At 63.4% G+C, this 18,656-nt stretch carries 19 protein-coding genes; 6 read left to right on the plus strand and 13 right to left on the minus strand.

Features of this window, described 5'->3' with window-relative positions; genetic code table 11:
* Positions 1-357, minus strand: a 357-nt coding sequence (locus NKI08_RS22055; protein WP_352772082.1) for a helix-turn-helix domain-containing protein, incomplete at its 3' end; no start/stop codon positions are given.
* A gap of 487 nt (positions 358-844) precedes the next feature.
* Between NKI08_RS22055 and NKI08_RS22060 the strand changes: the two genes are divergently transcribed.
* Both NKI08_RS22060 and NKI08_RS22065 read left to right on the plus strand, forming a co-directional pair.
* A complete protein-coding gene (locus NKI08_RS22060; RefSeq protein WP_352772084.1) occupies positions 845-1,483 on the plus strand; it encodes a DUF1326 domain-containing protein in 639 nt (212 codons plus the stop codon).
* Between the two features lie 61 nt (positions 1,484-1,544).
* Positions 1,545-2,342 carry a DUF2182 domain-containing protein gene (locus NKI08_RS22065; RefSeq protein WP_352772086.1) on the plus strand — a complete coding sequence of 266 codons (798 nt, stop codon included), beginning with the start codon at positions 1,545-1,547 and terminating at the stop codon, positions 2,340-2,342.
* Positions 2,343-2,474: 132 nt separating this feature from the next.
* Here the strand turns inward: NKI08_RS22065 and NKI08_RS22070 are convergent, their stop codons facing one another.
* On the minus strand, positions 2,475-3,050 hold the full coding sequence (locus NKI08_RS22070; protein WP_352772087.1) for a DUF308 domain-containing protein: 576 nt from the start codon (positions 3,048-3,050) through the stop codon (positions 2,475-2,477).
* A gap of 77 nt (positions 3,051-3,127) precedes the next feature.
* On the minus strand, positions 3,128-3,724 hold the full coding sequence (locus NKI08_RS22075; RefSeq protein ID WP_352772088.1) for a TetR/AcrR family transcriptional regulator: 597 nt from the start codon (positions 3,722-3,724) through the stop codon (positions 3,128-3,130).
* A gap of 731 nt (positions 3,725-4,455) precedes the next feature.
* Here NKI08_RS22075 and NKI08_RS22080 point away from each other — a divergent pair.
* Together NKI08_RS22080 and NKI08_RS22085 are read left to right on the plus strand one after the other, a co-directional pair.
* On the plus strand, positions 4,456-5,373 hold the full coding sequence (locus tag NKI08_RS22080) for an alpha/beta fold hydrolase (protein ID WP_352772090.1): 918 nt from the start codon (positions 4,456-4,458) through the stop codon (positions 5,371-5,373).
* 174 nt (positions 5,374-5,547) lie between these two features.
* Positions 5,548-5,802 carry a hypothetical protein gene (locus NKI08_RS22085; protein ID WP_352772092.1) on the plus strand — a complete coding sequence of 85 codons (255 nt, stop codon included), beginning with the start codon at positions 5,548-5,550 and terminating at the stop codon, positions 5,800-5,802.
* A gap of 21 nt (positions 5,803-5,823) precedes the next feature.
* Here the strand turns inward: NKI08_RS22085 and recQ are convergent, their stop codons facing one another.
* The 9 genes from recQ to uxaC form a co-directional block, all read right to left on the minus strand.
* Entirely contained in the window at positions 5,824-7,659 is a 1,836-nt protein-coding gene (gene recQ / locus NKI08_RS22090; RefSeq protein WP_352772094.1) for a DNA helicase RecQ, read from the minus strand.
* 364 nt (positions 7,660-8,023) lie between these two features.
* Complete coding sequence (locus NKI08_RS22095) at positions 8,024-8,362, minus strand: cupin domain-containing protein (protein ID WP_352772096.1); 339 nt, start codon at positions 8,360-8,362, stop codon at positions 8,024-8,026.
* A gap of 24 nt (positions 8,363-8,386) precedes the next feature.
* Complete coding sequence (gene kduD, locus NKI08_RS22100; protein ID WP_352772098.1) at positions 8,387-9,154, minus strand: 2-dehydro-3-deoxy-D-gluconate 5-dehydrogenase KduD; 768 nt, start codon at positions 9,152-9,154, stop codon at positions 8,387-8,389.
* Positions 9,151-10,008 carry a 5-dehydro-4-deoxy-D-glucuronate isomerase gene (gene kduI / locus NKI08_RS22105; RefSeq protein ID WP_352772100.1) on the minus strand — a complete coding sequence of 286 codons (858 nt, stop codon included), beginning with the start codon at positions 10,006-10,008 and terminating at the stop codon, positions 9,151-9,153. The genes kduD and kduI overlap by 4 nt, the downstream gene beginning before the upstream one ends.
* A gap of 15 nt (positions 10,009-10,023) precedes the next feature.
* A complete protein-coding gene (locus tag NKI08_RS22110; protein WP_352618125.1) occupies positions 10,024-10,800 on the minus strand; it encodes a FadR/GntR family transcriptional regulator in 777 nt (258 codons plus the stop codon).
* Positions 10,801-10,810: 10 nt separating this feature from the next.
* The gene (locus NKI08_RS22115) at positions 10,811-12,091 is read right to left on the minus strand and encodes a TRAP transporter large permease (RefSeq protein WP_292656436.1); all 1,281 of its coding nucleotides are present in this window, start codon (positions 12,089-12,091) and stop codon (positions 10,811-10,813) included.
* A 4-nt stretch (positions 12,092-12,095) separates the two neighbouring features.
* Positions 12,096-12,623, minus strand: a complete 528-nt coding sequence (locus NKI08_RS22120) for a TRAP transporter small permease (RefSeq protein WP_023719697.1) — start codon at positions 12,621-12,623, stop codon at positions 12,096-12,098.
* Positions 12,624-12,727: 104 nt separating this feature from the next.
* Positions 12,728-13,705, minus strand: a complete 978-nt coding sequence (locus NKI08_RS22125; RefSeq protein ID WP_352636901.1) for a TRAP transporter substrate-binding protein — start codon at positions 13,703-13,705, stop codon at positions 12,728-12,730.
* A gap of 38 nt (positions 13,706-13,743) precedes the next feature.
* Positions 13,744-15,153 (minus strand): glucuronate isomerase, encoded by a 1,410-nt coding sequence (uxaC, locus tag NKI08_RS22130; RefSeq protein WP_352772103.1) that lies wholly within the window; start codon positions 15,151-15,153, stop codon positions 13,744-13,746.
* A gap of 175 nt (positions 15,154-15,328) precedes the next feature.
* On the opposite strand from uxaC, the gene NKI08_RS22135 reads away from it, so the two are divergent.
* Positions 15,329-16,831 (plus strand): mannitol dehydrogenase family protein, encoded by a 1,503-nt coding sequence (locus tag NKI08_RS22135; RefSeq protein ID WP_352772104.1) that lies wholly within the window; start codon positions 15,329-15,331, stop codon positions 16,829-16,831.
* Positions 16,828-18,006: a mannonate dehydratase gene (uxuA, locus tag NKI08_RS22140; RefSeq protein WP_352772106.1), complete on the plus strand. Its 1,179-nt coding sequence runs from the start codon at positions 16,828-16,830 to the stop codon at positions 18,004-18,006. The genes NKI08_RS22135 and uxuA overlap by 4 nt, the downstream gene beginning before the upstream one ends.
* Positions 18,007-18,174: 168 nt before the next feature.
* On the opposite strand, the gene NKI08_RS22145 is transcribed toward uxuA, so the two are convergent.
* Positions 18,175-18,582 carry a F0F1 ATP synthase subunit epsilon gene (locus tag NKI08_RS22145; protein WP_023678096.1) on the minus strand — a complete coding sequence of 136 codons (408 nt, stop codon included), beginning with the start codon at positions 18,580-18,582 and terminating at the stop codon, positions 18,175-18,177.
* Positions 18,583-18,656: the final 74 nt, after the last annotated feature.

Consider the following 18,656-nt stretch of genomic DNA (forward strand, 5'->3'; position numbering starts at 1 on the left):
GCCGTGACGGTCGAGCACGGCATGCACGGTGCTTTTGGCCGGGATACGCACATCACCGGCGAGCTTCCTGACCAGCAACTCCCTGATCTTGCGAGCGCCCCAAAGCGGCTTCTCACGCTTGGTCTCGACGATCAGCCGCTCGATCTGCTCGGGCAACTGGTTGGCGTACCTCACCGGCCGCCGCGAGCGGTCGCAAAGCGCCTCCAGCCCTTCCTCCCTATAGCGGTTGAAGATCTTGTAGCCAGTCTTGCGCGAAATCCCGAAATCCCGGCACACATCGCTCATGCCTTCTCCCGCGAGAAGGCGGGCAACGAAACGTAGACGTTCCTCCATCACCGAACACTCTCTCCACGGCATCAACACCTCCGGCCAAAAGCCAAAAGTGTTACCCATGTGTCCGGTACAAAACGTCACCTATGTCTCAGGCCGCGCATAATTTTTTTGATGCTGCCTGCCGAACTCAGCCATAAATGCTTGTGAAGTCGCGGAGCTCAAATTGCAGCCCGGCGTTAGCATTGGCCCGCTACGTCTTTGTGACTAGGCAACCGAGCGGTGTTGCGGAAGGTTGTCAGTTCGCAGTGTGGGTCAAGCGTCAGTCGGATCGTGTATTTGGTGATCGACCCGTCGCGAAGCTATCCACGACCTCATCGATCACATGGAACGGAGCAAGAAACCACTTCGCACTGGATGGCGGCTGGGTTCTGTTGCGAGCAGTTACTGATCAAGACGCAGTGACTTGTTCTGCGGCGGCAAGGGCCACCAAAATCAGCGAGCGATGCACTAACTGCTGGAGCGCGCCCCGCCTTCGAGGTATAAATAGCGCTATATTCCGGGAGGAAGAGCCATGAACGCAGTGCCTCAATGGCGGCTCGCAGGCGACTGGTTCGACATCTGCAGCTGCGACATCCCTTGCCCTTGCGAATTCGCCCAGCGGCCGACCGGCAATCACTGCCAGGGCGTGCTCGCCTGGCATGTGCGCGAGGGTCGGTATGGCGACGTGAAGCTCGACGGCCTGTCGCTGGTGGCGCTCGGCGAGTTTGAAGGCAATCTATGGGCCGGCGAGGCAAAAGCCGTGATGGGCATGTACCTCGACGAGAAGGCGAACGAGCGGCAACGTGAAGCCCTTCAGGCGATCTTCGGCGGGCAGGCTGGCGGCTGGCCGGCGGGCTTTGCCGCCAACATCGGCGAGATGCGTGGCATGGAGTTCGTGCCGATCACTTTCGAGGTGGCGGGCGACCTCGCCACCTGGCGGGTCGAGATTCCTGGCCTCGTCGTCGGGCATGCGGAAGCACTTTCAGGTCCCACAACACCACCCGGCAAGCGGGTGCAGACGATCAACCCGCCGGGCTCGGAGGTCGGCCCGGGCCAGGTTGCCACCTGGGGGCGTTCGGTCGAGGTGAGCACCAAAGGCTTCGGGCTCGACTGGACGGGCACGACCCGCTCCAGCAAACACATTCCGTTCGACTGGACCGGCCCGAACTAGGGACGTGCCGATGCCTGACGCGTCCCCCGGGAAATCGTGGCGGCTCCGGAATTTGCGTGGCATGCCGCTCGGCCTTCTCGCATCGCTCGTGGTGCTGACAGCGGCGGCATGGGCGCTGACCCTCAGCATGGATATGCCAATGGGCATTGCGGTGCGCGGCGGGATGGAGGGTATGGAAGGCATGGCCGGCGTGGCGACGGCCGGAATTGCCGCCGACGGCTGGTCACTCGCCGGCGCCGCCGCCTTTCTTGCTGCATGGACGGTGATGATGGCTGCAATGATGCTGCCGGCGGCCGCGCCCATGATCTTTATGTTCGCAGCGGCGCAGGCCAGGCGCGAACAGCACGTCGCCATCCCGGCCTGGATATTCGTCGCGGGCTACATGCTCGTCTGGGCGGCGGCGGGCCTTCTTGTGTATGTCCTGGTCCAGCTCGCAAGCGAGTTTGCGACGAGCCTCGATCCGCCTCAGCGTTCGAAATGGGCGCCGCTCGCGCTCGGTACAACGCTTGGCGTCGCCGGCCTCTACCAATTCACGACCCTCAAGCACATTTGCCTCAGCCATTGCCGTTCGCCGCTCGCTTTCATTGCGCAGCATTGGCGCGACGGGCGGGTTGGCGCAGTCGAGATGGGGCTGCGGCACGGACTCTATTGCCTTGGCTGCTGCTGGGCTCTGTTTGCCGTGCTGGTCGCGGTGGGCATCATGAGCGTCGCCTGGATGCTGCTGTTGACGCTGGTCGTCTTCGTCGAGAAGCTGCTGCAGCGCGGCCGCCCCTTCGAAGTTGCTGTGGGCATTGCGCTGATGGCCCTCGGGGTCGCTGTATCGTTCGGCGCGATCGAGATGCCCTGGATGAGCGGCTAACCCTCAGCCGGGTGGTGAAATTCCAAACACGTCGGTCTCATTTTCAGTCCTTAGGGGTAAGGGTGGGTCGTTCTGTTTGACGAACGATGCCAGCAGCTGACAGTCGGAGCGGTGCTGGCTCAAGATGGCACGCTATGCAGCCTTCCGCCGCAATTGGCTCACGCTCAGCCACACCGCCGAAACCAGGAAGTAGAGGGCGCCTACTGCGGCATAGCCGGCCACGTTGGAGATCGATGGCGGCATCGGCATCCGCGCCTGCGCGATGAAAAACGTGCCTGCCAGTGCTGATTGCCCTCCGCTCAGGATCATCGCCCACTGCGCACCAGAGTTCTTCCAACGGCGGACGGCGGTGCCGAGTTGAAGCAGGCCGGACAGGATCGCCCATAGGCCGAACACGCCCAGCACCCAGTTCATGCTCATCTTCTGCGCAACAACGACCGCGAACGTTGTCGCCACACTGACCACGACGTTGATGGCCTGGGTGCGATTCTGTCCCAATCCTCCGCTGCGCGATGCGTCGACAAAATTGGCCAGGGCATCCCATGCAGGATAAGCCACGAGCAAAACCGCCGCGACCACCCCGGAATGCTGCCCCACCGTAAAGGCAGCCGCCACCCAGACAGCCGAGAACGCCGTCCGAGCGAAGTAATAGAGCTTGAGCCATTGTTCCTGGCTGGCGCGGAAAAGATTGTTACTGTAAGCCGTCATTGGATAAACCTTTCGACTAGTAGGTAGGGTCTCTCGACGAACGTCGCGGAGTGATCGCTAGTATGGTTAGTTGAGATCTAGGCTGGTATCCGGGGGGAAGCGCGGAGCCGCTCCAGGAGCGGGCCGGTCACGACGGCGAATGCCTTCGGATCGCCATAGGCCCGTGCTGAAAGCATCGCGCCATGAACGGTCGCCATGAACGCTTCAGCCTCGGCACGAGGGGTACTCATCAGTCGAAATTGGCCGTGCCGCGCACCGCGCTCCATCACGGATGTCAGCCAAGCCGACAACGAGCGGAAATGCGCCCGGACCTCAAGGCTAACTTCCTCGGGCAGCACGGGGAGCTCGCTTGCCAACAGCGCGCAGATACAAAACGGGGCGCTGGCGTTCGCGATGCAGGCTTCCCAATACCCGGCATAGGTCCGCAACTGTTCGAGCGGATCGGATTCGTGAAGTTCGACATTTGCCATCCCCGCTTCAGTTTCTTCGCGATACCGCGCAACCAGCGTCCGAACCAGATCGACCTTGCTTGGGAAATGGTGATGGATGCTCGCCTTACGGATCCCGACCACTTCAGCAATGTCGGCATAACTGAAACCGTTGTAGCCGCCAGCGACGATCAGTGAACGTGCACAAGCCAGGATGTCGTCAGAGGTGGTAGACAAGTTGCTCATGGTTTTACCTACCTTCTGGTAGGATGGCAGTCAAGCCTTATTGCAACGCGAGCGACAAACAGAGAGCAGTAGCGTGGAATTAGGTAGCTATGGCGTAGACGTAGGTCCCATCTTCGTCGTTCACGGCCCTCCAATTCAAAAGCTCCGGGTGTTTGTCGATCGAGGTAGCCATCCCACTTCGAGGACGAGGTAACACCCTCCGGCCGACCGGACCACCGCTAGTCGCCGTGCGGCACTAGGCGTTTGCACCGACTGCGCTATTTCCCCATCGTCAGCTTGTTCTATCGCTGGTTGAAGACTGGGAGGTTTCCATGGATCGGCGACTATTTTTGACAGGAATGTTTGGCATTGCCGGGGCCGCGGCCCTTGCAAGCACGGTTCGGCCAATCAATGCGGTGGCCGGCGTTCCAACTGCCAGAAGGGGCATTCTCGATGAACTCGAGGCGCCGGATGTCGAGACCTTCGACGACGACGAAACTCAAGCAGAGTTGCAACCAATCTATCATCGCCGGTGGCACATGCCGCGCCGGCGCCGCCGGCGCGCCTGGAGAAGGGTCTGTCGCGTTTACTGGCGAAACGGCTATCGGCGCAGGCGGTGCTTCCGCAGGCGCGTCTGGGTCTGGTTTCGATTCTAGCAACTGGCCGGCTTGAACCCTGGCCATCGCGGCCGGGCCTCAGGCGGCCGTTAGCGCCCTTACGGAGCTTTCCTAAGGGCGCGGAGGAAGCTGACGGTGTTTGCAGGTTTCAGAGCCACCAGCCTACGACTGGACGATACGACGATTTTCGCAAGGGTCGGAGGCACCGGTCCGCCGCTGCTGCTTCTTCACGGTTTTCCAGAAACGCATCTGATGTGGAGGGATATCGCCGCAGCCTTGGCGCCCCGCTTCACGGTCGTCGCCGCCGACCTTCGAGGCTATGGGCAAAGCGGATGCCCGTTTTCCTCTGCCGATCATAGCCCATACGCCAAGCGCGCCATAGCCGGCGACATGGTTCAGGCCATGAAGCAAGTGGGGTTTGAGCGGTTCATGGTTGCCGGGCATGATCGTGGCGGGCGGGTTGCCTATCGCCTGGCGCTGGACCATCCCGACAACGTGCTCAAAATCGCCGTCCTCGACATCATCCCCACCGCCGCAACATGGGATAGGGCGGATGCCAGACTGGCGCTTGGCTTCTGGCCCTGGAGCCTTCTTGCCCAGCCGGAGCCCCTGCCGGAGCGTCTGATCGGCGCGGCTCCCGATGCTGTCGTCGACGATGCAATAACGCAGTGGGGATCGTCAGCGAAAATGGTCTCCAAAGAGGTCAGGGACGCCTATGTTGATGCGCTTAGCGATCCCGCGCATATTCATGCCATCTGCGAAGAGTATCGCGCCGCTGCGACGATCGATCGTGAACATGACGCGTTGGACCGCGCAAACGGTCGTCGCATCGACTGTCCGCTACTGGCGCTATGGAGTGGCGAAGGCGCCCTGGAGAACTGGTATGCGCAAGAAGGCGGGCCGCTGGCCATCTGGAGGAAATGGGCCGACAGAGTGGCAGGACACGCTGTCCAAGGCGGGCACTTTTTCCCGGAACAGCACCCCGACAAGACGGCAGCGGCTCTCTCGGAATTCTTCGAGGACAAACAGGTCGGTCAGCACAGGGTATTGTAGAGGTCACATGCTTCAGTTACGCGGAACCTCGGGAGCGCTTCGCCGCCTGAGATCGAGAACCCTCCGGAAATCCGCCCGTCCGGCATCAATGTGCTTGATAAGGGAATGAAGGCGATCTCCACGGCCGCGCCTCTGATATGCAGCCTCATGTTTGTCGGAAGTTGCGCATCGCCTTTGCCGGCATCCTTTGATGCTGCGAAATACGACAAGATGAGTTGCGTCGAGCTCAACGTGGCGATGGGCGCTGTCGCCGACGAAATGTCGGCGACAGCCATCGCTCGTGGCAAAGTCGTCCACACCAACATTCCGGGCTGGCTGTTGGGAGGGCAGCGTGTCGCCTCGACCGTGGCTGCCCGCCAGAGTGCGAAGATCGAGCGCTTGCGGCAGCAGGAGGCTGCGGTTGCCGCGGCGAGACGAAGCCGGTGCTGATTGCGTCACTGAAGTGGGTCTTCAGCCCGCCACCCCGGATTGATGCGCAGCGATCGCGCCGAGGAATATCTCGCCGAAATCCTTGAGCTTGGCGGCGCCGACGCCGTTGACCGCGGCGAAGGCGTCCAGATCACGCGGGCAGCGTTCGGCCATATCGATCAGCGTACGATCCGAAAAGATCACGAAGGCCGGCACCTGGCGTTCCCGGGCAAGACGCAGCCGCACAGCCTTGAGCGCGGCCAGCAGCGCCGAATCCAGACCTTCCGTGCCTGCTGCGGTATCCTCAGGACGTATCTTGCCTCGCGATGACTGGCGCGCGTCCACGCGATACCGGAACGAGGCCTCGCCCCGGGCCAGCGCACGGCCCTTCTCGGCAATGGCGAGGCCGCCATGGCCGGCTGAGTCCAATGTCAGGAACCCTCCCGCGACGAGTTGGCGGAGCAGCGACAGCAAGAAACTCTTTTTATGCGCCACACCGGTGCCGAAGCTGGCAAGCCTGTGGTGGTTCCTGTCCAGGACCTTCTCGGTTTCATGGCCGAGCAGGACATCGACGACATGGGCGACGCCGAAGCGCTCGCCGGTTTGTGCGATCGCCGCCAGGATGATCCGCGCCTCCGCCTCGCCATCCGCATGCGGCGCCTGGTCGAGGCAGTTGTCGCAATTGCCGCAAGGCGAAGCACTTTCGCCGAAATAGCCAAGCAGGATCTGACGGCGGCACTGCGTCGTCTCGCAATAACCGATCAGCGTTTCGAGCCGGCCATGCGCGCGCCTTTTGTGCTCAGCCGGCGCATCCTCGTCTTCGATGAAAAGCCGGCGCATGCGTATATCGCCGAGACCGAAGAGCAAATGTGCCTCGGCCGCCCGCCCGTCGCGGCCCGCGCGCCCGATTTCCTGGTAATAGGCCTCCAAGCTGCCCGGCAGGTCGGTATGGAAGACATAGGCGACGTCCGGCTTGTCGATCCCCATGCCGAAGGCGATGGTCGCCACCATCACCACGCCGGACAAGGTCATGAAGGCATTTTGATTCGCTTCACGCGTGTCCTTGCTCATGCCGGCATGATAGGCGAGCGCGCGTACGCCGTTCCGCTCGAGGAACGCCGCCACCTCTTCGGTCTTTTTGCGTGACAGGCAATAGACGATCCCGCTGCGGCCGGCATGGCGCTGCACGAAGTTTAGCAATTGGCGCTTGCTGTCATGCTTGGGCTCAATGCCTAGCTTGATATTCGGCCGGTCGAAGCCGAGCACCACCGTATCGACGCGCCCGTCGAACAGCTGCGCGGCAATGTCGGTGCGCGTCGTCTCGTCCGCCGTCGCCGTCAGCGCAATAATCGGCACTTTCGGGAAGATATCACGTAGTCTCGACAATTCTTCGTATTCGCGCCGGAACGCCGGTCCCCATTGGGAGATGCAATGTGCCTCGTCGATGGCGATCAGCCGGACATCGAGCTTGGTCAACGCCTCGAGCATTCGCACCGTCATCAGCCGCTCCGGTGCAAGATAGAGCAGGCGCGTCTGGCCTGCCGCGACACGGCGCCATGCAGCGACATTGGCATCGCGGTCGAGCGAGGAATTGATCGTATCGGCCGCCACGCCGGCAAGGCGCAATGCGGCGACCTGATCCTGCATCAGGGCCACCAGCGGCGAAACGACAATGGTGAGCCCGCCCAGGACCAGCGCCGGGACCTGGTAGCAGAGCGATTTGCCGGCGCCGGTCGGCATGACGGCCAGCACATGATGCCCGGCCAGCAGCGCCTCCATCACGGCCGCCTGGCCGAGACGAAAATCATCGAAGCCGAATACATCCCTGAGGACGCGCCGTTTGGAATCCTCTGCCGGGCTGCTCGCCGCAATCTGCATTACAGAACTTTCGGGGATACGACCTGCCGAAATGCCGCGGCGAATCGCCAGGTGATTGCCTGGACAGCAGATTCGAACATTTATCGACCCCTCTGGTCCTGTCCGGGGCACCGCCTGAGGCGAACTTTTCTCTCATTGGCCGATATCGGACCGTCGTTCCAGCCCCCTATTCGCTTTGGCTGTGAATATCGCACCGCCTCGGAGCGGTTAATCCTATCTTCACCATCATTCGGCAGGTTCAGGTTCTGCGGTGATGTTTTGAGTACCGCGGCGCCACAAGCGCCCAGGCAACACGCCCGCGTCTCTCCGGAGGCGCGGGTTTTTTCGTTCCGAGAGCCGGCTGCCTGAACTTCGGGCCCGCAGCTCAGTCGAGGAAATCGGCGCGGTGCGGCGTGAAGCTGTCGACCAGTCGTCCCGCCTCCAGCGCCCTGACACCATGGACCAGATTGGACGGAACGATGAAGCTGCTTCCGGTCTCCAGGATTTCGGTCCTGCCGTCGATGGTGACTTCGAAGCGGCCTTCGGCGACGTAGCTTGCCTGGACATGCGAGTGCGAGTGCAGCGCGCCGACGCCGCCCTTGTCGAAACCGAACTCGACCATCATCAGTTCGTCCGTGTGCAGGAGCACGCGCCGGCGGTTGCCGTCGGGCGTCGGCGTCCACGCACCCTCGCCGGCATGCGAGAAGATTTTGGTTCCGGTCATCGTCAGACTCTCACCTTTTGTTGTTCATCGCGCCAGCCAGCCGCCGTCCACCGGCACCACCGCGCCGTGCATGTAGTTGGACGCTGGCGCCAGCAGGAAGACGGCTGCGTCGCCGATGTCTTCCGGCGCGCCCCAGCGTCCGGCGGGGATGCGCGCCAGGATCGAAGCGCTGCGGTCGGGATCGGCGCGCAGCGCCTCGGTGTTGTTGGTCTCGATATAGCCCGGCGCAATGCCGTTGACATTGATGCCCTTTGCCGCCCATTCACATGCCAGCAGCCGGGTGATGCCGAGCACGCCGTGTTTGGAGGCGGTGTAGGAGGCGACACGGATGCCGCCCTGGAAGCTCAGCACCGAAGCGATGTTGACGATCTTGCTGCGCCGTCCCGGCTCGGCAAGCACGCGCCTGGCAAAACTCTGGCTGAGGAAGAACACCGTCTTCAGATTGACGCCGATGACGTCATCCCAGTCGGCTTCGGTGAGGTCGACCGCATCGGCACGCCGGATGATGCCCGCATTGTTGACCAGGCCGTCGAGCGGCCCGGTGCCGTCCCAGACGCGGTCAAGCATCGCCTGGGTGGCGGCATCGTCGCCAAGGTCGCAGCGGACCGCCTCGAAGCGGCCGCCGACAGCCGCAATCTTCTCCGCCGTCTCGTCCATCGCCGACCGGCCGACGCCGACCACCGAGCCGCCGGCGCGCGCGATCGACACGGCGATGCCCTGGCCGATGCCGGTATTGGCGCCGGTGACGAGGATGCGCTTGCCGGCAAGGCTGAAGGCCGAGAGATCACTCACCTGAGCTCCTCCATCGCCACCAGGTCGACATCGGTATAGTCGACATTGTCACCGGCCATCGCCCAGATGAAGGCGTAGTTCGAGGTGCCGGCGCCCGAATGGATCGACCATCCCGGCGACAGCACCGCCTCCTCGTTTCGCATGACGAGATGGCGCGTTTCGTCCGGTTCGCCCATGAGGTGAAACACCCGCGCTGCCTCCGGCAGGTCGAAATAGAGATAGGCCTCCATGCGCCGGTCATGCACATGGCATGGCATGGTGTTCCAGACGGAACCGGGGGCAAGCTGCGTCATGCCGACGACAAGCTGACAGGTTTTTACGCCTTCGGCATGAATGAACTGGAAGATCGAGCGCTCGTTGGAGGTTGCCTGGCTGCCGAGATCGAGCCGCTTGGCATCGCCGATGCGGATCAGCCGGTTGGGGTGGCCCTGATGCGCCGGCGCGCTGAGCAGGTAGAACTTAGCCGGCTCAGCCGGATTGGTCGCAGCGAACGATACCTCATCCGTGCCCATGCCGAGATAGAGCATGTCGCGCGCCTGCAGCTCGTAGGATTGGCCGCCAGCTTTGACGACGCCTGCACCGGCGATATTGACGATGATCATCTCACGGCGGTCGAGAAAATTCTTGGTCCCGGTCGGCTTGATCGCCTGCAGCGGCAGCGGTGCGCCGGCGGGCATGGCGCCACCAACGATCATGCGGTCGTAATGGGTGTAGGTCAGGCTGATGCTGCCGGGCCGGAACAGGCCTTCGATGAGAAAATTGTGACGGAGCTCGTCCGTGCCCATCGCCGCGGCAGAAACAGGGTCGATGGCGAAGCGGGAGGTGAAATCCGTGTGATCATCAGATTGAATCATTGCTGCCTCAATTGCTCATTCGGTTGCCGCGGCCTTGACCGAGTCGGCATAAAAAATCTGGCGCGCGTGCAGGCGCTCGCGATAGCGCTGCTGGCTGGCACCGAGATGCGCGCGCATCGCCTCCCGCGCCGCTTCGGCATCGCCTGCCGAGATGGCGTTGAGGATCATCAGGTGTTCGCGCTGCAGGCCGCGCTGGTAGGCGTCGGACTGTGCGAACTCGGTCGACCAGGGCGAGGTCACATCGCAAGGAATAGCGCGCCGGCCGAGCACGTCGAGCATCTCGACATAGAACGGATTGTTGGTGGCGCTGGCGATTGCACGGTGGAAGGCAAGGTCGGCCGGTCCAGTCGGCTCGCTGTTGAGGAGCAGCCGTTCGAACTCGAAGAAGGCTTCCTGGATTGCCGCTTCCTGCGCGGCGTTGCGCCGGATGGCGGCGAGCCCGGCGGATTCGATCTCGATCGCCAACCTGACTTCGAGCACGTTGAGGGCAATCGAATCCTTGCTGCCCATCTCCGCTGCCAGAGCACCGAACGCTGTCGAGATATGTTCGGTGACGAAAACGCCGGCGCCTTGGCGCGGCTCGACCAGGCCGTCCGCGGCAAGCTTGGCCAGCGCCTCGCGTATCACGGTGCGGCTGACCCCGAAGGTTTCCGTCAGTTGGCCCTCGGTCGGCAGCTTTTGCCCAGGCTGGATCTCGCCCGCCTGCAGCTGCTTGCGGATCGCAGCGACAACGGTTTCCGAAAGCTTCGGTCTTCGTTCGACGCGGAGCCCGACGGCAGTGTCCGATGCCATGTCGCACCCCCTATTTGAAGACGCTCGGCAGCCATAGCGAAATGGCCGGAATGTAAGTGACGAGCGCCAGCACCACGAGGCCTGCCGCATAGAACGGCCAGATCGAGCGCATCGATTCCCAGACGGATATCTTGCCCACTGCACACGCCACGAACTGCACCGCGCCCACCGGCGGCGTGTTCAGTCCGATGCCGAAATTGAGGATCATGATGACGCCGAAATGCACCGGATCGACGCCGTAGGCCTGCGCCACGGGCAGGAAAATAGGCGTGCAAATGATGATCGTCGGCCCCATGTCCATGAACGTGCCGAGGAACAGCATCAGGAGGTTGAGCAGGAGAAGCACGACCAGCGGATCGTCCGAGATCGCGTTCATGGAGGCGATGAGCGCTGCCGGCACTTTCAGGAAGGCCATCAGCCACGAGAACGCCGCCGCCATGCCGATGATGAGCAGCACCATGGCCGTGGTGCGCACGGCGCCATGGGTGGCATGAACGAACCCTTCCCAGGTCATCTGCCGGTAAACGAAGACGGTCACGAGCAGCGCATAGATGACGGCGATACAGGAACTCTCGGTGGCGGTGAAGACGCCCGATCGCACGCCGCCGAAGATGATCGCGATCAACAGCAGGCCGGGCACGGCGACGGCGAAAAGATGCGCGACCGCGGTGAAGCCCGGAAACGCCTCGGTCGGATAGCCGCGGGAGCGCGCCACGATATAGGCGGTGACCATCAGCGACAGGGCCAGCAGCAGGCCCGGGATGATGCCGGCCGTGAACAAATCGGCGATGGAGATCTTTCCGCCTGCCGAGATCGAGTAGATGATCATGTTGTGCGACGGCGGCAGCAGCAGCGCGATCAGTGCCGCCATCGACGTGACGTTGACGGCGTAGTCCGCTCCATATCCACGCGCCTTCATCTGCGGGATCATCAGGCCGCCTACCGCCGCTGCCTCCGCCACCGCTGAGCCGGAAATGCCGCCGAACAGTGTTGCGGTTGCAATGTTGACCTGCCCGAGACCGCCGCGCAAATGGCCGACGAGCGAGCCGGCGAAGGCAACGATCTTGCTGGCGATGCCGCCGCGCACCATCAAGTCGCCGGCGTAGATGAAAAACGGAATGGCCAGCAGTGAAAAGACGCTCATGCCGGAATTCAGGCGCTGGAACACGATCAGCGGCGGCAGGCCCATATAGAGGACGGTGGCGAGGCTTGCGACGCCGAGGCAGAAAGCGATCGGCGTGCCGATAAGCATCAGCAGGGTGAAGACGCCGAAGAGAATCCACAGTTCCATGGCGTCAGACCTTCACGTTGGCGGTGTCGAGTTCGGCCGCGACTTCGGCCGGCGGCAGTTCATCGAGGGCATCGTCGATCGGCGCGCCGGAGAGGCGAAGCACAATGCGCTCCAGCGTGAAGAGCACGATGAGCGCGCCTCCCGCGACAAGCGGGACGTAGTCCCAACCCCCCGATATGCCGAGCGACGGCAAGACAGAGCCCCAGGTCAATGCTACCAGCTGACTGCCGTACCAGATCATGCCGATGCCGAAGGCGAGCGCGACGAGGTCCGAAATCATCCGCAGCCAGCGCTTGCCGCCTTTCGGCAGCACGTAGAGCAGGACGTCAAAGCCGAGGTGATAGTTCTCGCGCACGCCGACGGCAGCGCCGAGGAAAATGAACCAGCTCATCAGCATCACCGAGCCCGGCTCGGTCCAGCTCGGCGAACGGTTCAGAACATAACGGCCGAATACCTGCCAGGCGACGAAGGCGGTCATCAGCACCAGCCCGATGCCGGCGATCGACAGCGCCGCCGTGCTGACGCGCGACATCACTTGCGCGACGCCGGACAGAAGCGGTGTTGGTCTTGGGCTGGAAGTCACCGGTTTTCTCCCCCAGGAGGATGGCGGCACGGAATGTCCGCGCCGCCGCTTGATCACTGCACGGCCTTGATGGCTTCGACCATGGCCTTCAGCTTGTCGTCCTTGACGTGCTTCTCGTAGACCGGCCCCATCGCGTCGATGAAGGGCTGCTTGTCCGGCGTCGTGATCTGCGAACCGGCCGCCTCGACCTTGGCGCGCGATTCCTTGACCTTGGCGGTCCACAGCTCGCGCTGCTTGGCGACGCTCTCCTTGGCGGCCGCCTTGAAGATCGCCTGGTCCTCCGGCGTCAGCTTGTCCCAGCTCGACTTCGCCATGACGAAGGCTTCCGGCACCATCGTGTGCTCGTCGAGCGAATAGTACTTGGCGACTTCCGCGTGCTTGGCGGTGTCGTAGCTCGGAAAATTGTTCTCCGCGCCGTCGATCACCCCGGTCTCGATCGCCGAATACACTTCGCCATACGGCATCGGCGTCGCGTTGGCGCCGAGTGCCGCCACCATGTCGACGAAGATGTCGGACTGGATGACGCGGAACTTCATCCCGGCCATGTCGGCTACGGTGTTGATCGGCTTCTTCGAATTGTAGAAGGAGCGCGAGCCGCCGTCGTAAAAGGCGAGCAGCACCAGCCCGACCTGGTCGAACGCCGCCGCGATCTGGTCGCCGATCGCCCCGTCCATGACCTTGTGCATATGCTCTTCCGAACGGAAGATGTAGGGCAGCGAGGGCACGGTGGTCTCCGGGATGAGCCCGTTGAACGGCGCCATCGAGACGCGGTTGAGATCGATCACGCCGGTGCGCACCTGCTCGATCGTGTCCTTTTCCTCGCCAAGTTGCGCGGAAGGATAGATCTCGACCACATAGCGGCCGGCCGTACGCTCCTTCACCAGCTCGCCGAAATATTTGACCGCCTCGACCGTCGGATAGCCATCCGGGTGGGTGTCGGACGAGCGCAGGACCGTCTGGGCGCTTGCCGATCCGGCCAGCAGTGCGGCGGCAACTAGCGTAGCCCCCGCCAGTCTCGAAAAATGCAGCATTGGTTTCCTCCCTTTTTGAACGATGGCGGCAAGCGCCGTTAGAGCCGGTACGCCTTTTTCGCGAGCGCATAGGCAAGTTCCTGCGCCAGCTCGTGCGCCTCGTCTTCGCCGAGCCGATGCTCGGCGACGAGACGCGCCAGAAAAGCGCAATCGACCCGGCGCGCCACATCATGGCGGGCCGGTATGGATGGAAAGGCGCGGGTGTCGTCGTTGAAACCGACGGTGTTATAGAAACCGGCGGTTTCGGTGGTCATCTCACGGAACCTGCGCATGCCTTCGGGGCTGTCGTGGAACCACCAGGCCGGCCCGAGCTTCAATGCCGGGTAGACGCCGGCGAGCGGCGCCAGCTCGCGCGCATAGCTGGTCTCGTCGAGGGTGAAGAGGATGATGGTGAGGTCGCGCTCCAGCCCGACGCAGTCGAGCAGCGGCTTCAGCGCCGTCACATAGTCGGTTCGGGTCGGAATATCGAAGCCTTTGTCCCTGCCGAACTTGTGAAAGATAGAAGGCGAATGATTGCGCCAGGAGCCGGGATGGATCTGCAGGACCAGCCCGTCGTCGCGGCTCATCTTGGCCATCTCGGTCAGCATCTGGGCGCGGAACAGCTTTCGCTCGCGCTCGTCGTCCGAGCCCCGGCGGATGCGGTTGAACAGCTCCTGCGCGGCGGCATCCGAGAGATTGGCGGTTTCGGCCGTCGGATGGCCGTGATCGGAGGAAGTCGCGCCAAAGCTCTTGAAGAAGGCGCGCCGCTGGCGATGCGCATCGAGATAGCCGGCCCAATTGCCGGTGTCGCAGCCGGTGATCTCGCCAAGCCGGTCGAGATTGGCCGAAAAGCCTTCGAAGTCGGGATCGACGATCGCATCCGGCCGATAGGCGGTGACGACGCGGCCCTCCCAGCCGCTGTCGCGGATCATCTGGTGCCATCGGAGATCGTCGAGCGCGCCTTCGGTCGTTGCGATGACTTCAATATTGAAGCGCTCGAACAGCGCTCGCGGGCGAAAATTCTCCCACTGCAGCAAGGTCGAGATCATATCGTAATGGCGGTCGGCGGTTGCGGCCGTCAGCGGCTCGTCGATGCCGAACAGATGGGCAAGCACATGGTCGAACCACAGCCGGGTCGGCGTGCCGCGGAACAGGTAATAATGCTCGGCGAAGCACCGCCAGATCGTTCTGCCGTCGGTTTCAACCGGCGAGCCGTCAAGCGTCGGCACACCAAGCTCCTCAAGCCGAACGCCCTGGCTGAACAGCATGCGGAAAATGTAGTGGTCCGGCACGATCAGCAACTGCGCCGGATCGGGAAACGCCTCGTTGAGCGCATACCAGCGCGGATCGGTGTGGCCGTGCGGGCTGACGATCGGCAGGTCTTTGACCGCGGCATAGAGATCGCGGGCCAGCGAACGCGGGCGCGCCTCGGCGGCAAACAGCAAGTCCGGATCCGTCAATGCGGCCACGTGAATCCTCCCAATCCGGACATCGGTAGGGTTGGAAAGAAATAATGTCAACATACAAAAACTGGGTTGTTGTATGATGACTTTTCGTCGGCCATTGCCCATTGTGCGTGACGGCATCGGGTGTTACGCCGCCTGCCAGCAGTGACCCAACAATCTCGATCAGACACGTGGCGCAATGACCAATAGACGCCTTTCCAACAGCACGCTGAAGGCACTGCCGGCTTCGGTCGCGGTCCCGCGCTACGCCCGCGGCGCTATTGCACCGGGCATCGTCCATCTCGGCGTCGGTGCCTTCCATCGCGCTCACCAGGCGGCCTATGTCGACGACTGCCTGGCGGCGGGCGAGGCGGACTGGGGCATTGTCGGCGTGTCCTTGCGCAGTCCAGACACGCGCGACGCACTGGCGCCGCAGGATGGCCACTACACGCTGGCGATCAGGAGCAGCGTCGGCGAAGAGCTGCGCGTCGTCGGCTCGATCCTGTCGCTGCTGGTGGCGCCGGAAGATCCGGCTGCGGTGCTCGCCGCCCTGACCGATCCGCGCACCCGCATCGTCACGCTGACGATCACCGAAAAGGCCTATTTGAGGGCAGCCGGCGGCGGCCTCGACAATACCCACCCCGACATCGTCCATGATCTGGCCAACCCGCAAATGCCACGGACGGCGCATGGTTTCCTGACCGAGGCGCTGTCGCGCCGCCGTGCCGCCGGCATCCAGCCTTTCACCGTGCTCTGCTGCGACAACCTTCCGGCCAATGGTGCCACGCTGCACCGCCTGCTGGTCGAATTCGCCGCACTGCGCGACGCCAGGCTCGCCACTTCGGGCGATGCCAGGCTCGCCGCACACATCGCCGACGGCGTCGCCTTCCCGTCGAGCATGGTCGACCGCATCGTGCCGGCGACCACCGATGCCGACCGGGCGCGTATCGCCGTCGAGCTCGGCGTCGAGGATGCCTGGCCGGTGATGACCGAGCCGTTCTGCCAATGGGTGGTCGAGGATGATTTCCCGGCAGGCAGGCCGGCCTGGGAAAAGTTCGGCGTCACCATGGTCGGCGACGTCGGGCCCTTCGAGGACATGAAGCTGCGGCTGCTCAACGGTTCGCATTCGGCAATCGCCTATCTCGGCCTGCTCAGCGGCTACGACACGGTCGACCGCGCCTTTGCCGATCCGGCGATCCGGCAATTCGTCGACGGACTATGGGCCGAGGCCATCCCGACGCTGCCGCAGGACGCCGGGCTCGATACGGCCGGCTACACGGCCCAGCTCGCCGAACGCTATTCGAACACCGCGCTCGCCCATCGCACCGCGCAGATCGCCAATGACGGCAGCCAGAAGCTGTCGCAGCGCATCGTCGCCTCGGCCCTTGATCGGCTGGGCGCCGGTGACCCGCCCGCGCATCTCATGCTGGTGGTGGCGGCCTGGATTGCCGCTTGCGAGGCGCGCGGCAAAACCTTGCCGGAAGCCCATTTCACCGACCCGATCGACACTCGGCTTACGGCGCTCGGCAGCCGGCCGGCTGATGAAACGGTGACAGCGATGTTCGATCTCGCCGGCTTCGCCAAGGACCATGCCCACCGCATGACACTGATCGATCTGACGGCAGCCCATCTCGAGCGCCTGCGGCGGGGCGGCACTGCCGCAGCTTTGGCGGCGCTTGGCATAGGGAGTGAGAAGCCATGAGACAGACCTGGCGCTGGTTCGGGCCGGACGATCCGGTGACGCTTGCCCATGTCCGTCAGGCCGGCGCCGTCGGCATCGTCAGCGCGCTGCATCACCTCAATGACGGCCGCGCCTGGCCGGCGGACGAGATCGCCAGGCGCAAGGCCGAGATCGAGGCAGCAGGCCTGACCTGGGATGTGGTCGAGAGCATCGTCGTCCATGAGGACATCAAGACCCGCAGCGGCAACTGGCGCAGCCTGATCGACAATTACAAGGCGTCGGTCCGCGCCGTCGCCGCCGCCGGGATCAATACCGTCTGCTATAATTTCATGGCGATCACCGACTGGACGCGCACAGACCTCGATTATCCCATGCCGCATGGCGGCACGGCGCTGCGCTTCGATGTCGTCGAGCTCTGCGCCTATGACGTCTTCATCCTCGAGCGAGAAGGGGCCGAGGCCGATCACCCACCGGCCCGCGTCGAGGCCGCGCGTGCGCGACTGCAAGGGATGAGCGACAGCGACAAGGCAAGGCTGGAGCGAAACCTGATCGGCTGGGTCCCGGCGCGCGAATTCATCTTCGATCGGGCAAGCTTCCGCCGCGCCCTCGACCTCTACAAGGACGTCTCCACCGAAGGCCTGCGCGAAAACCTGTTTGCCTTCCTGCGCGAGATCGTGCCGATCGCCGAAGAGGCCGGAGTCAGGATGGCGATCCACCCCGACGATCCGCCCTTTTCGCTGTTCGGCCTGCCGCGCATCGTTTCCAACGCCAATGATGCCCGCGCGCTGCTCGACGCGGTCGCTTCGCCGGCTAACGGGCTGACCCTGTGCACCGGCTCCTACGGCGCGGGCGCGCAGAACGATCTGCCGACGATGGCCGAGGCCTTCGCCGAAAACATCCATTTCGCCCATCTGCGCAATGTCACCAAGGAGCCAGACGGCTCCTTCCACGAAGCCGAGCACCTCGACGGCGACACCGACATGGTGGCGGTCGTGTCGGCGCTGATTGGCGAAGAGCGGCGGCGCAAGGCGGCAGGCAGGGCGGACTGGCAGATCCCGATGCGTCCGGACCATGGCCATGCCATTGTCGATGACATCGGCAAGAAGGTGAACCCCGGCTATTCCTGCATCGGCCGCCTGAAGGGCCTCGCCGAACTGCGCGGCGTCATGCGCGCAGTAGAGGCACTGACGGTGTGACCAGCCCCCCTTCTCCCCTTGTGGGAGAAGGTGGCCGAGCGGAGCTCGGTCGGATGAGGGGTGCTCCAGGGATCGCCGCCGTCTCAGTTCTTCCAACACCCCTCAACCGTCTCGGCGCTGCGCGCCGATCCACCTTCTCCCACAAGGGGAGAAGGCAAGGGGCGCCTGTTAAGCCGGCAACAGCGCACCTTCAAGCGTCGTAAGCTGGTTGAGGAACTGCTCGGCCTTGCTGCGGGTCTGGTCGTCCTTGGCGTCGGCGGCGTCTTCCCTGGCCTCCTGGATGCGGCGGGCAAGGTCGGCGCGGTCGATGTCGCCGACGGCCACAGCCGATTCCGCCAGCAGCGTGCAGCCGGCCGGAACGATGTCGGCAAAGCCGCCGAACACCACATAGCGCTCTTCCTTGCCTTGCGCGGTCTTTAGCGTGACGACGCCCGGCTTGATCGTCGTCATGACCGGCGCGTGATGCGCCATGACAGTCATTTCGCCCTCGGCGCCCGGAATGACGACGGATTCGACCTGCTCGGAAACCAAGAGGCGCTCCGGCGAGACCAGTTCGAATTTGAAAGCTTCAGGCATGATCAATTTAGCGACTGGTGAATGGTGAATGGTGAATAGTCAGAAAGAATGACCTTCACTCAGCCCCCGATTTC

The organism is Mesorhizobium sp. M0768 (assembly GCF_040320195.1).
GTDB lineage: Bacteria > Pseudomonadota > Alphaproteobacteria > Rhizobiales > Rhizobiaceae > Mesorhizobium.